At 73.1% G+C, this 13,172-nt stretch carries 11 protein-coding genes and 1 pseudogene; 5 read left to right on the forward strand and 7 right to left on the reverse strand.

The genetic code is table 11. The features are described 5' to 3' along the window. Window positions 1-24 precede the first annotated feature (24 nt). Window positions 25-996, reverse strand: a complete 972-nt coding sequence (locus ABZ858_RS26130) for an aldo/keto reductase (RefSeq protein WP_361383262.1) — start codon at window positions 994-996, stop codon at window positions 25-27. Between the two features lie 59 nt (window positions 997-1,055). Next, the gene (gene argH, locus ABZ858_RS26135; RefSeq protein WP_361383265.1) at window positions 1,056-2,483 is read right to left on the reverse strand and encodes an argininosuccinate lyase; all 1,428 of its coding nucleotides are present in this window, start codon (window positions 2,481-2,483) and stop codon (window positions 1,056-1,058) included. Window positions 2,484-2,626: 143 nt separating this feature from the next. On the opposite strand from argH, the gene ABZ858_RS26140 reads away from it, so the two are divergent. The 4 genes and pseudogenes from ABZ858_RS26140 (at window position 2,627) to ABZ858_RS26155 (ending at window position 6,092) form a co-directional block, all read left to right on the forward strand. After that, the gene (locus ABZ858_RS26140; protein ID WP_361383268.1) at window positions 2,627-3,325 is read left to right on the forward strand and encodes a L,D-transpeptidase family protein; all 699 of its coding nucleotides are present in this window, start codon (window positions 2,627-2,629) and stop codon (window positions 3,323-3,325) included. 126 nt (window positions 3,326-3,451) lie between these two features. Further along, a complete protein-coding gene (locus tag ABZ858_RS26145; RefSeq protein WP_361383271.1) occupies window positions 3,452-4,834 on the forward strand; it encodes a ferredoxin reductase family protein in 1,383 nt (460 codons plus the stop codon). A gap of 27 nt (window positions 4,835-4,861) precedes the next feature. Further along, window positions 4,862-5,302, forward strand: a pseudogene (locus ABZ858_RS26150) (FMN-binding protein); the annotation flags it as partial. A 52-nt stretch (window positions 5,303-5,354) separates the two neighbouring features. Continuing rightward, on the forward strand, window positions 5,355-6,092 hold the full coding sequence (locus ABZ858_RS26155) for an FAD:protein FMN transferase (protein ID WP_361383319.1): 738 nt from the start codon (window positions 5,355-5,357) through the stop codon (window positions 6,090-6,092). A gap of 568 nt (window positions 6,093-6,660) precedes the next feature. Here the strand turns inward: ABZ858_RS26155 and ABZ858_RS26160 are convergent. From ABZ858_RS26160 to argC, 5 genes are read right to left on the reverse strand one after another with little or no spacing between them, the layout of a single operon-like run. Next, complete coding sequence (locus ABZ858_RS26160) at window positions 6,661-7,212, reverse strand: arginine repressor (RefSeq protein WP_361383274.1); 552 nt, start codon at window positions 7,210-7,212, stop codon at window positions 6,661-6,663. Between the two features lie 19 nt (window positions 7,213-7,231). After that, window positions 7,232-8,425 carry an acetylornithine transaminase gene (locus ABZ858_RS26165; RefSeq protein WP_361383277.1) on the reverse strand — a complete coding sequence of 398 codons (1,194 nt, stop codon included), beginning with the start codon at window positions 8,423-8,425 and terminating at the stop codon, window positions 7,232-7,234. After that, window positions 8,422-9,324 (reverse strand): acetylglutamate kinase, encoded by a 903-nt coding sequence (argB, locus tag ABZ858_RS26170; RefSeq protein WP_361383280.1) that lies wholly within the window; start codon window positions 9,322-9,324, stop codon window positions 8,422-8,424. The genes ABZ858_RS26165 and argB overlap by 4 nt, the downstream gene beginning before the upstream one ends. Continuing rightward, window positions 9,321-10,472: a bifunctional glutamate N-acetyltransferase/amino-acid acetyltransferase ArgJ gene (argJ, locus tag ABZ858_RS26175; RefSeq protein WP_361383283.1), complete on the reverse strand. Its 1,152-nt coding sequence runs from the start codon at window positions 10,470-10,472 to the stop codon at window positions 9,321-9,323. Before argJ ends, argB begins: the two co-directional genes overlap by 4 nt. Beyond that, window positions 10,469-11,497: an N-acetyl-gamma-glutamyl-phosphate reductase gene (argC, locus tag ABZ858_RS26180; protein ID WP_361383287.1), complete on the reverse strand. Its 1,029-nt coding sequence runs from the start codon at window positions 11,495-11,497 to the stop codon at window positions 10,469-10,471. Before argC ends, argJ begins: the two co-directional genes overlap by 4 nt. Window positions 11,498-12,571: 1,074 nt before the next feature. Here argC and ABZ858_RS26185 point away from each other — a divergent pair. Beyond that, complete coding sequence (locus tag ABZ858_RS26185; RefSeq protein WP_281392946.1) at window positions 12,572-12,706, forward strand: hypothetical protein; 135 nt, start codon at window positions 12,572-12,574, stop codon at window positions 12,704-12,706. The last annotated feature ends 466 nt before the right edge of the window (window positions 12,707-13,172 follow it).

Here is a 13,172-nt window from a genome sequence, read left to right on the forward strand (position 1 = left end):
TCGATCAGGACGGTCGTGGCCGGATCAGTGCCAGGGGAGCTGGGCGCGGCGCTCCCAGTAGGCGCGCGGGTCCTCGGCCAGGGCGTCGAGGCGGGCGGCCTGGTCCGGGTCCAGGTCCACGGCCGGGGCGTGCAGATTGGAGGCGAGTTGGTCGAGGGTGGCCGCGCCGGACAGGACGACGCCCGCCCAGGGGCGGCGCAGGACCAGGGCGAGGGCGAGGGCGTCGCAGCCGTACCCGGTCTCCCGGGCCGCCTCGCGCAGCGGCTCGGGGGCGTGCGGTCCGGCCAGCCGCCCGTTGGCCATGCCCTCCTTGACGATCACGGTCAGCCCGGCGTCGTGCGCCTCGGCGAGCGCGGGCCCGGCGGAGGTCTCCAGGGCGTTGTACGTGGACTGGACGGTGGAGAACAGGGGCTCGCCGTCGACGGTCACGGCCAGCGCGGCGCGGATCGCGTCGGCCTGGGCGGGTCCGCTGGTGGAGAAGCCGACGGTCAGGCCGCAGGCCGCGGCCTCGGCGAGGCGGGCGTGCAGTTCCTTGTCGGTGAGGGCCGGGCTGTCCGGGGTCACCGAGTGGATCTGGTAGAGGTCGAGCCGGTCCCCGAGCAGTGCGGCGCTCTCGGCGCGCTGGCGTTCGTAGGTGGCCGGGCCGTGGTCCTTGACCTCGTGCCGGTCGGCGTCGGTGCGCCAGCCGGCCGTGTAGGTGTAGCCCCACTTGCTGCCGATCACGACGTCGTCGGTCCCGGGGCGGGCCGCCAGCCAGGACGCGAGGAACTCCTCGGAGCGGCCGTAGGAGCGGGCCACGTCGACGTACCGGACGCCCTGGGCGTAGGCCGCGTCCAGCAGGTCGTGGGTCCGGGCGCGCAGGGCCTCGACACCGCGGTCCGGCCCGAGGTCCCGCTCCCGGCCGAGGTTGATGTAGCCGGGGCGGCCGACGGCGGCGAGGCCCAGGCCGAGGTGGCAGGTCGGGGTCGTGGCGTGCGCGAGACGGGCGAAGGGCATCGCGGGCTCCGTTGAGTCGGCTGCGTACTGCGACCAACGTACCCGCGATGCCCCGGCCGCTACTTCTTGGCGTCCGCCCACGCGTGCTGGGCGGCCACGTCCGCCTTGACCTCGGCGAGCTGGACGGCGACCGCGCTCGGGGCGGTGCCGCCGCGTCCGTCGCGGGAGGCGAGGGCGCCCGGGACGTTCAGGACGGTGCGCACCTCGGGGGTGAGGTGGGCGGAGATCTTCGCGAACTGCTCGTCGGTCAGCTCGTCGAGTTCCTTGCCCTCGGCCTCGGCGGCCTTGACGCACTCGCCGGCCACCTCGTGCGCCACCCGGAACGGCACCCCCTGCTTGACCAGCCACTCGGCGATGTCGGTGGCCAGCGAGAAACCGGCCGGGGCCAGCTCCGCCATCCGCTCGCGGTGGACGGTCAGCGTGGCCATCATGCCGGTGAAGGCGGGCAGCAGGACCTCCAGCTGGTCGCAGGAGTCGAAGACGGGCTCCTTGTCCTCCTGGAGGTCGCGGTTGTAGGCGAGCGGGAGGGCCTTGAGGGTGGCGAGCAGGCCGGTCAGGTTGCCGATGAGGCGGCCGGACTTGCCGCGCGCCAGCTCCGCGATGTCCGGGTTCTTCTTCTGCGGCATGATCGACGAGCCGGTGGAGAAGGCGTCGTGCAGGGTCACGAAGGAGAACTCCTTCGTGTTCCAGATGATGACCTCCTCCGCGATCCGGGAGAGGTTCACCCCGATCATCGCGGTGATGAAGGCGAACTCGGCGACGAAGTCCCGGGAGGCCGTGCCGTCGATGGAGTTGCCGGCGCTGCCGCGCTCGAAGCCGAGGTCGCGCGCCACCGCCTCCGGGTCCAGGCCGAGCGAGGACCCGGCCAGCGCGCCCGAGCCGTACGGCGACACGGCGGTCCGCTCGTCCCACTGGCGCAGCCGCTCGGCGTCCCGGGACAGGGCCTGGACGTGGGCGAGGACATGGTGGGCGAAGAGCACGGGCTGGGCGTGCTGGAGGTGGGTGCGGCCGGGCATGGCCACGTCCGGGTGGGCCTCGGCCAGGCCGATCAGCGCGTCCTGGAGGCCGGCGATCAGGGAGGCGATGATCCGGGCGTGGTCGCGCAGGTACATGCGGAAGAGGGTGGCGACCTGGTCGTTGCGGGAGCGGCCGGCACGCAGCTTGCCGCCCAGGTCGGCGCCGAGGCGCTCCAGCAGGCCGCGCTCCAGGGCGGTGTGCACGTCCTCGTCGGCGATGGTGCCGGTGAAGGAACCGTCCGCGACGTCCGCTTCGAGCCGGTCCAGGCCCGCGAGCATGCGGGCCAGCTCGTCCTCGGTGAGCAGGCCCGCCGTGTGCAGCACGCGGGCGTGGGCGCGCGAACCGGCGATGTCGTAGGGCGCGAGCCGCCAGTCGAAGTGGACGGACGCGGACAGCTTCGCCAGGGCCTCGGCGGGACCGTCGGCGAAACGGCCGCCCCAGAGCCGTACGTCACCGCTGTTGCTGCTCACTTGCGCTGCTCCTCGGGGTGGGGGTGCACGAACCGTGCCTGCTCACGGCGCCTGCTCACGATGTGCATGATTATGCAGAACTCTGCATGATTCGTCAATCGGCCGAGGTGCCGTCGCCGCTGCCGCCGTCTACGGTCTGAGCCATGCGCCCCGGTGTCGCCGTCGCCCTCGCGTCCCTGTCCCTGCTCGTGCTCGGCGCCGTGCCCGCCGGTGCGCCGCCGCTGCCCCAGCGGATGCGGGACACCGGGGGCGGCACCCAGCTGATCACCGCCCGCGCGGCCCGCGCCGGCGCGACCACGGGCACGCTCACCTGGTGGGACCTGCGCGGCGGCCGGTGGACGCGGACCGGCTCGGCGCCCGCCCGCTTCGGGGCGAAGGGGCTCGTCGAGGGCACGGCGCGGCGGCAGGGGACGGACACCACGCCGACCGGGCTGTACACGCTGCCGTTCGCGTTCGGCGTCCGGGCCGCCCCGCCCGGCACCCGGATGCCGTACCGGCGGGCGGGCCGTGATGCCTGGTGGTGCGAGGACAACGCCTCCCGTGCCTACAACCGCTGGACCCGGCCGCGCGCCGCCGACTGCCGGGCCGCCGAGTCCGAGCACCTGGCCTCCTCTCCGCGGCAGTACGCCTACGCGCTCGTCGTCGGCTTCAACTACGACCGTCCGGTGCGCGGCCGCGGGGCGGGGATCTTCCTGCACGTCCAGGGGCGCGGGCCGACGGCGGGCTGCGTGTCGGTGCCCGAGGACGCCATGCGGCGCCTGCTGGCCTGGGCCGATCCCGCGCGCCGGCCGCACCTGGCGATCGGGACGGCGAGCGGGGCGACGGCGCTCACCCGGTACTGAGGCGCGCGCACCCGCTGCTGAAGGAGACCGTGCGGCAGCGCTGAGGGGGCAGTGCGGTGGCGCCGCTGAACGCCCGGCGGGCGGGCCGCGTATCTGTGGGCCGAGGGCCGACCCCACGGAGGAACCGTGACCACCACGCTCGCCGGCAGCCGCGCCGCCCGGCGCCGGACGACGCACCGGATCCGCCCGCGCCGCTCCCCCGCCGTCCCGCTGCTGCTCGCCATGTGGGCGGGCGCGGCCGGCGTGCTGTGGCTGTGGTGGACGGACACCCCGGCCGTCACCGGCACCGGCGGCCGGGTCCTCGACGCGGGCCGGATCACCGGCCTGCTCGCCGGCTACCTGCTGGCGCTGGTGGTGCTCCAGATGGCACGGGTGCCCGCCCTGGAGCGGCGGGTGGGCTCCGACCGGGTGGCCCGCCGGCACGCGGCGAGCGGCCGCTACACGCTCTGCCTGGTCCTCGCGCACGTCTTCCTCACCATGTGGGGGTACGCGCTCCAGGCGGGCCGGTCGCTCGGTGACGTCGTCCGGCAGACCGCCGACTCCGTCGAGCAGCTGCCCGACGTGGGCAAGGCCGCCGTCGGCACCGGCCTGCTGGTGCTGATCGGGCTGGTCTCGGCCGGTCCGGTGCGCCGCCGGATGCCCTACGACACGTGGTACCACGTGCACCTGGGCACGTACGCGGCGGTCTTCCTGACGTTCTGGCACCAGATCGGCACCGGCAACGACTTCGCCGTGGCACCGGCCGCGAAGACCTTCTGGTACGGCCTCTACGGCACGGTGACCGCCCTCGTCCTGTGGTACCGGGTGGTGACCCCGGTGCGGCTGAACCTCAAGCACCGGATGCGCGTCGAAGCGGTCGTCGAGGAGAGCCCGGGGATCGTGTCGGTGCTGATCTCCGGCCGGAGGCTGCACCGGATGGGCGCCGAGGCCGGGCAGTTCTTCCGCTGGCGGTTCCTGGCGCCGGGCCTGCGCTTCAGTTCGCACCCGTACTCGCTGTCCGCGGCGCCCCGCCCGGGCCTGCTGCGCATCACCGTGAAGGCGGTCGGCGACCACAGCGGGCGGCTGCGCGCGCTCCCGCCCGGCACCCGGGTGTGGGCGGAGGGGCCGTACGGCGCGCTGACCGCCGCGCGGCGCAGCCGGGGCAAGGTGCTGCTGGTGGCGGGCGGGGTCGGCATCACCCCGATGCGGGCGCTGTTCGAGACGCTGCCGGGCGCGGCCGGTGACATCACCCTGCTCTACCGGGCCAGCAGCACCCGGGACCTGGCCCTGTGGGGCGAGCTGGCCGCGATCGCCGACGAGCGGGGCGCCCGGCTGATGTACGCCGTCAACAGCCCGGACGGCACACGTCCCGACATCTCCGCCGAGTCCCTGCGGCGCAAGATCGGCGGCATCGAGCGGTACGACGTCTTCCTGTGCGGGCCGCCCGGTTTCGCGCGGTCGGTGTACGAGGCGCTGCGCGACGCGGGGGTCCCCGCCCGCCGTATCCACCACGAGTCGTTCGCGATGTGAGCGACACACGTCAGGAGAGTGGAAGCGATGAGGAAGAGCCATCCCCTGCGGCGCGCGGTGCTGGCCGGTGCCGCCACCGTGTCCGGGATCGTGCTGCTGCTGTCCCTGAAGCCGGCCGCCGGGCCGGACGCCGCGTCGGCCGCGGGACCGGCGCCGCGGCCCACCTCGGCGGCGCCGGGGCCACCGCGGGGCGGCACCGGCGCGGGCACCCGGACCGTCACCGGTGACGCGGCGCGCACCCCGTACGGCGAGGTGCAGGTGCGGCTGACGGTGCGCGGCCGTGTGGTCGTCGGGGCCGAGGCGGTCGAGGCGCCCGCGGGCGGTCTCAGCGACCAGAAGACGGCCCTGGCCGTGCCGAAGCTGAACCGGGAGGCGGTCGCCGCGCAGAGCGCCGACATCGACGCGGTGTCCGGGGCGACGTACACCAGCGGCGGCTACCGTACGTCGCTCCAGTCGGCGCTGGACCGGGCCGGTGGCTGAGACCGCGGCCCCGGCCGTGCTGCGGCACGCGGAGGAGGTCATGGGCACGGTCTTCTCCTTCGCCGTGCACGGCGGGGAGGAGGGGGCGGTGCGGGCGGCGCTCGGCGAGGCCGTCGCCGCGCTGCACCGGGCCGACGCGCTGTTCAGCACCTACCGCGCCGGCAGCGAGGTCTCCCGGCTGGCCCGCGGCGAGATCACCGTGGCCCGGTGCGCCCCGGAGGTCGCCGAGGTGCTCGCGCTGGGCGCCGCGGCGGAACGGGTCAGCGAGGGCTGGTTCGGGCTGCGCCACCGGGGGCCGCTGGACCCGACGGGCGTCGTCAAGGGCTGGGCGGCCGAGCGGGCGGCCCGGCGGATCGCGGCGGCAGGCGCGGACGGGGTCAGCGTCAACGGCGGCGGGGACGTGCAGGTGCTGGGCACGGCCGGCCGGGACCGGCCGTGGCGGATCGGGGTGGCCGATCCGCTGCGCCCGGGCGGGCTGGCCGCGGTGGTCTCGGCGGCCGGCGCGGCGGAGCTGGCCGTGGCCACCTCCGGCAGCGCCGAGCGCGGCGCCCACATCCACGACCCGCGCACCGGGCGTCCCGCCGCCACCGACCTGCTCGCGGTCACCGTGGTGGCGCCCCGCCTGACCTGGGCGGACTGCTGGGCGACGGCCGCGTTCGCACGCGGCGCGCGGGACGGGGCGGCCTGGCTGGAGTCCCTGCCGGGGGTGGAAGCGCTGCTGATCACGGCGGACGGGCGGACGCGGGGCACGGCGGGGCTGGGGGCCTGGCTCGGGTGAGCGGCCCGCACCCGCCCGGCGACCGCATCGGCGTCCGTCCGAGTGACCGCCTCGGCGTCTGCCTCGGTGACCGCCCGGGCGTCCGCCCTGGAGTCCGTCTCGGCGTCCGCCTCAGTGACCGCCCCGGTGACCGCCTCGGCGGTCGCCTCAATGACCGCCCCGGTGACCGCCTCTGCGTCCACCTCAATGACCGCCCCGGTGACCGCCTCTGCGTCCACCCCAATGACCGCCCCGGTGACCATCTCGGCGTCCACCCCAATGACCGCCCCGGTGACCGCCTCTGCGTCCACCCCAATGACCGCCCCGGTGACCATCTCGGCGTCCACCCCAATGACCGCCCCGGTGACCATCTCGGCGTCCACCCCAATGACCGCCCCGGTGACCACCTCGGCGTCCACCCCAATGACCGCCCCGGTGACCACCTCGGCGTCCACCCCAATGACCGCCCCGGCGACCACCTCGGCGGTCACCCCAATGACCGCCCCGGCGTCCGTCTCAGTGACCCGCCCGGTGACCGCCCCCGGCGTTCGCCTGGGTGACCCGCACGGGCGGCCGTCCGGCGGCCGTCTCAGTGGCCGTTCTGCGCCAGTCGCAGCAGATGGTCCGCCAGGGCCTGGCCGCCGGTCGGGTCGCGGCTGATCAGCAGCAGGGTGTCGTCGCCGGCGATGGTGCCGAGGATGTCCTGCAGTTCGGCCTGGTCGATGGCGGACGCCAGGAACTGGGCGGCCCCCGGCGGGGTGCGCAGGACCACGAGGTTCGCCGACGCCTCCGCCGAGATCAGCAGTTCCTGGGAGAGCCGCCGCATCCGCTCCTCCTTGGCGGACTCCCCCAGCGGCGCGCGCGGGGTGCGGAAACCGCCCTCGCTCGGCACCGCGTAGATGAGGTCGCCGTCGTTGTTGCGGATCTTCACCGCGTTCAGCTCGTCGAGGTCGCGCGAGAGCGTCGCCTGGGTGACACTCAGCCCGTCGTCGGCCAGCAGCTTGGCCAACTGGCTCTGCGAGCGCACCGGTTGCCGGTTGAGGATGTCCACGATCCGGCGGTGGCGTGCGGTGCGGGTCTGCGGCAGGGCGGGTCCGGCGCCCGACGCGTCCGCGTGCCCGTGGTCCTGTGCCTGACTCATCGTCGTCCCATTCTCCGGATCATCCGTCCCCGTCGGCCGCGTCGGCCCCGTCCAGGATGCCGGGCAGCGCCCGCAGGAACGCGTCCACGTCGTCGTCGCCGAGGTTCAGCGGCGGCATCAGCCGGATGACGTCGGGAGCGGGCGCGTTCACGAGGAAGCCGGCCTCCTGGGCCGCCTGCTGCGCGTGTGGCGCGTGCGGCCCGGTGAGCACGATACCCAGGAGCAGGCCCGCGCCCCGGACGTGGTCGATCAAGGGGTGGCCCAGCGCCTCGATTCCCCCGCGCAGCGCCTCGCTCTGCCGCTTGACGTTCTCCAGCAGGCCCTCGCCGGCGATGGTGTCGAGGACGGCGAGTCCGGCGGCGCAGGAGACCGGGTTGCCGCCGAAGGTGGTGCCGTGCTGGCCGGGCCGGAGCAGGTCGGCGGCGCGGCCGAAGGCGACGGTCGCGCCGAGCGGCAGCCCGCCGCCGAGGCCCTTGGCCAGGGTGACGACGTCCGGCAGGACGCCCTCGTGGGCCTGGTACTCGAACCAGTGGCCGGTCCGGCCGATGCCGGTCTGCACCTCGTCCAGGACGAGCAGCGCGCCGGTGGCGGCGGTGATCGCGCGGGCCGCCTTCAGATAGCCGGGCGGCGGCACGACCACGCCCATCTCGCCCTGGATGGGCTCGATGACCACCAGGGCGGTGTCCTCGGTGACGGCGGCGGCCAGCGCCTGCGCGTCGCCGTAGGGCACGTGCGTGACGTCGCCGGGCAGCGGCCGGAAGGGTTCCTGCTTGCCGGGCTGGCCGGTCAGCGCCAGGGCGCCCATGGTGCGGCCGTGGAAGCCGCCGTGGGTGGCGACCATGTGGGTGCGCCCGGTGAGCCGGCCGATCTTGAAGGCGCCCTCGTTGGCCTCGGCGCCCGAGTTGCAGAAGAACACCTTGCCGTCGCGGCCGAAGTGCTGGAGCAGCCGTTCGGCGAGTGCGACGGGCGGTTCGGCGACGAACAGGTTGGAGACGTGCCCGAGGGAGGCGATCTGCCGGCTCACGGCCTCGACGACGGCCGGATGGGCGTGGCCGAGCGCGTTGACGGCGATGCCGCCGACGAAGTCCACGTACTCCTTGCCGTCTGCGTCCCACAGCCGGGTGCCCGCGCCGCGGACCAGGGGCAGCCGGGGCGTGCCGTAGTTGTTCATCAGCGCGCCCTGCCAGCGGGCGGTCAGTTCGGCGTTGCTCACGACTCCCCCTCGTCGTCCGGCACGACCATCGTGCCGATGCCTTCGTCGGTGAAGATCTCCAGCAGGATCGAGTGCTGGACCCGGCCGTCGATGACGCGGGCGGTCGTCACGCCGTTGCGTACGGCGTGCAGGCAGCCCCGCATCTTCGGCACCATGCCCGAGGACAGGTCCGGCAGCAGTTTCTCCAGCTCGCTCGCGGTGAGCCGGCTGATCACCTCGTCGGAGTGCGGCCAGTCCTCGTAGAGGCCCTCGACGTCGGTGAGGACCATGAGGGTCTCGGCGCCCAGTGCCGCAGCGAGTGCCGCAGCCGCCGTATCAGCATTGACGTTGTAGACATGTCCGTCGTCCTGGGAGCGGGCGATCGAGGAGACGACCGGGATGCGGCCGTCGGCGAGCAGGGCCTCGATCGCGCCGGTGTCGATCGCGGTGATCTCGCCGACCCGGCCGATGTCGACGCGTTCGCCGTCGATCTCGGGGGTGTGCCGGGTGGCGGTGATGGTGTGCGCGTCCTCGCCGGTGAGGCCGACGGCGAGCGGGCCGTGCTGGTTGAGCAGGCCGACCAGTTCGCGCTGGACCTGACCGGCCAGCACCATCCGTACGACGTCCATGGCGTCCTCGGTGGTGACGCGCAGGCCCGCCTTGAACTCGCTGACGATGCCGTGCCGGTCGAGGGCGGCGCTGATCTGGGGGCCGCCGCCGTGCACGACGACCGGCTTGAGGCCGGCGTGCCGCAGGAACACCACGTCCTGGGCGAAGGCGGCCTTGAGTTCCTCGTCGACCATGGCGTTGCCGCCGAACTTGATGACGACCGTCCTGCCGTGGTGGCGGGTCAGCCAGGGCAGTGCCTCGATGAGGATCTGCGCTTTCGGCAGGGCGGTGTGCTTGCGGGTCGCGGTCATGAGGAGTACGCGCTGTTCTCGTGGACGTAGTCGGCGGTGAGGTCGTTGGTCCAGATGGTGGCGGTCTCGGTGCCGGCGGCGAGGTCGGCGACGATGTGCACCTCGCGGTAGCGCATGTCGACCTTCTCGCGGTCCTCGCCGACGCCGCCGTTCTTGCACACCCACACGCCGTTGATGGCGACGTTGAGCCGGTCGGGCTCGAAGGCGGCCTTCGTGGTGCCGATCGCGGAGAGCACCCGGCCCCAGTTGGGGTCCTCGCCGTGGACGGCGCACTTGAGGAGGGTGTTGCGGGCGATGGAGCGGCCCACCTCGACGGCGTCGTCCTCGGTCGCGGCGTTGACCACCTCGACCTGGATGTCCTTGCTGGCGCCCTCGGCGTCCCCGATGAGCTGGCGGCCCAGGTCGGCGCAGACGGTGCGTACGGCCTCGGCGAAGTCGTCCTCGGCCGGGGTGATGCCGCTGGAGCCGGAGGCGAGCAGCAGCACGGTGTCGTTGGTGGACATGCAGCCGTCGGAGTCGACCCGGTCGAAGGTGACCTCGGTGGCGGCGCGCAGCGCCCTGTCCAGGGCGGCGCTGTCGAGGTCGGCGTCGGTGGTGAGGACGACGAGCATGGTGGCCAGGCCCGGGGCGAGCATGCCGGCGCCCTTGGCCATGCCGCCGACGGTCCAGCCGTCCCGGCCGGCCACGGACGTCTTGTGCACGGTGTCGGTGGTCTTGATGGCGATGGCGGCCTTCTCGCCGCCGTGCTCGCTCAGTGCCGCGGCGGCCGTCTCGACGCCCGGCAGCACCTTGTCCATCGGCAGCAGGGTGCCGATCAGCCCGGTGGAGCAGACGGCGACCTCGACGGCGCCGACGCCGAGCACCTCGGCGGCCTTCTCGGCGGTGGCGTGGGTGTCCTGGAAGCCCTTGGGGCCCGTACAGGCGTTGGCGCCACCGGAGTTGAGGACCACGGCGGACAGCCGACCGGTCCCGAGGACCTGCTCGGACCACTGCACCGGGGCGGCCTTGACGCGGTTGGAGGTGAAGACGCCCGCGGCGGCGCGGCGGGGCCCGGTGTTGACCACGAGGGCCAGGTCCGGGTTGCCGTTCTCCTTGATCCCGGCGGCGATGCCCGCCGCCGTGAATCCCTGTGCGGCCGTGACGCTCACGGTGCGACTCCGATCGTGGAAAGTCCGGTGGTCTCGTCGAGCCCGAGGGCGATGTTCATGCTCTGCACGGCACCGCCCGCGGTGCCCTTGGTCAGGTTGTCGATGGCGCTGATCGCGATCACGCGGTGCGCGGCCGGGTCGTACGCCACCTGGAGCTGGGCGGCGTTGGAGCCGTACACGGCGGCGGTGGCAGGCCACTGCCCCTCGGGCAGCAGGTGCACGAACGGTTCGTCGGCGTACGCCTTGTGGTAGGCGGCGCGCACGGCCTCGGCGGTGACGCCCGGCCGGGCCTTGGCGCTGCACGTGGCGAGGATGCCGCGGGGCATCGGGGCGAGGGTGGGCGTGAAGGAGACGGTGACCGGCTCGCCGGCCGCCGCGCCGAGGTTCTGCGTCATCTCGGGGGTGTGCCGGTGGCCGCCGCCGACGCCGTACGGGGACATGGAGCCCATGACCTCGGAGCCGAGCAGGTGGGGCCTGGCCGCCTTGCCCGCGCCGGAGGTGCCGGAGGCGGCGACGATCACGGCCTCGTTCTCGACGAGTCCGGCCGCGTAGGCGGGGACCAGGGCGAGGGAGGCGGCGGTGGGGTAGCAGCCGGGTACCGCGATGCGCCTGGACCCCTCCAGCGCGGCGCGGCCACCGGGAAGTTCGGGCAGGCCGTAGGGCCAGGTGCCGGCGTGCGGGGAGCCGTAGAAGCGCTCCCAGCCGGCCGGGTCCCTCAGCCGGAAGTCGGCGCCCATGTCGAGCACGAGGACGTCGTCGCCGAGCTGCTCGGCGACGGCGGCGGACTGGCCGTGCGGCAGGGCGAGGAAGACGACGTCGTGCCCGGCGAGCGTCTCGGGGGTGGTCTCGGCGAGCACCCGGTCGGCCAGCGGCAGCAGGTGCGGCTGGAGCGCGCCGAGGCGCTGCCCGGCGCTGGAGTTCGCGGTCAGCGCGCCGATCTCCACCTCGGGGTGCGCCAGCAGCAGTCGCAGCGCCTCTCCGCCCGCGTATCCGCTCGCTCCGGCGACCGCCACACGTACAGCCATGTGCCCTCCTCCTTGATGGCATGACTATACGTATCGCTGCACTTTTATGCAATCCATGTCTCTGCGATCTCCGCCGGGTCGGTGTGACCGAGAATTTTTGTTGGCACATGGAGAGTGCTAGTTGGCACACCTTGGTCACGTAGCGCTGTGTAGCCAGAGCAGCTGTGTAGCCGGAGAGCCTTGCGCGAGGAAGTCGTACGCGGTGGTGCGCGACGGAGTCGTACGTAACTGGGGACGATCGGCGGTACATCCCAGGCCACCGATGCGTGGAGCCGGGCTCGTGGTCCACCCCGGGCCACCACAGCTCCGCTCCCGGCCGCCCACGGAGGCCGGCAGTGTCTTCGAGTTGCGCGTTGATCGATGTCCGCGGCGTGGGCACGGCGCCGACCGACAGGGCCTGAAGATGGGCTGCTGCCGAGTGGGACCAGAGCCCACACGTCACTGAGCTGGCGACCGGAGGGCCAGATGCTAGTGGTCAGCGGCCTGAACGGGATCACTGCGACATTCTGGGCGGCGAACGGGGCCGAGCCGAGATAGCTCATGCCGCCGATCCCGCACAGATACGCGCGAGCGGATCTTCCCGGCTCGTGATGCGGACCGCACCGGCCCCGGCCACGCGCACCCCGAGCGCCACAACCGGCTCAAGGGCGATCTAGCTTGCAGCGTCCACCGGGGCGAGCGGCTCGTCCGCCAGGAGATCGAGATGACCACCGGCGACCGCATCTGGCACGTGTTCAACACCGAGCGCCGTACGGTCTGGATCGACAGCAACCCATGACCAACGCCGTGGCCGATTGGAGCGCCCGGCCCGCCCGGCCCTCCTCGCTCGGAATCTAACCAAGATCCCTGGCTCGGCGCCGAGACCGTAACCGGAACCACGCCGAGACTTGCCCGGAGCGCGAGCCAGCTATTACCCACGCCTCGGCGCCGTCGGACAGCTCTCACTATTAGCCGCGTCGCATGGGTGCCGCATTCAGGGAGCCGCTTTTCAGTAGGCGTGATTCTGCTACTGTCGAGACACCCCTCCAAGAATTCCGGTGGATTTCAGCTGGTCTACCGGGAGGAGGTGATTCGGTGTCCGGCAGGAACCCCGACGAGGGAACCAAGCCGGACCGGACCAAGCGGCAGTCAGCCGTCCAGATATGCATCCTGATCGCGCGTGCCAGCCAGGCCGCGTACTGGGTGTACAAGCTCTGGCAGCTGAACTAGCAGCAACGATGGGCCCGGCCGATGCCACGGCCGAGCCCATCCCAGGTCCGGAACCGGGGGCCCCACGATCTCGTGCAACAGAGGCGTGGGGCCCGACTCATTTGTGGACCGAGTGATCTGTCCGGCTTCCCGGAACTGGCGATCAGCTGCCAGCATACATCCCTTTCCCTATTTGCGGAACCCAATGAATTTCGGATCCCGATTCCCGAATCGGGAAACTGTCGAATCTCGGGGTCCTCCAGTTCTCGCGAATGCTGGCATTCCATTCTTTCGATTCGCCTCTGCCGTATGACTTCATTTCCTCATCCTGTGTGGTGTTTCGAGGGCACGGCCATCGGCTTCGGGGGCGTCCCCGTTCGTTTCGGAGACGTGGCCGTCGACTTCGGGGGCGTCCCCGTTCGTTTCGGGAGCACGCTGCCGGGTTTCGAGGCCAGCCGGTCTCGCGGGGCAGGTCTCGGTCTCGCGG

The sequence above is a fragment of the Streptomyces sp. NPDC047017 genome (assembly GCF_040644175.1).
Taxonomy (GTDB): domain Bacteria; phylum Actinomycetota; class Actinomycetes; order Streptomycetales; family Streptomycetaceae; genus Streptomyces.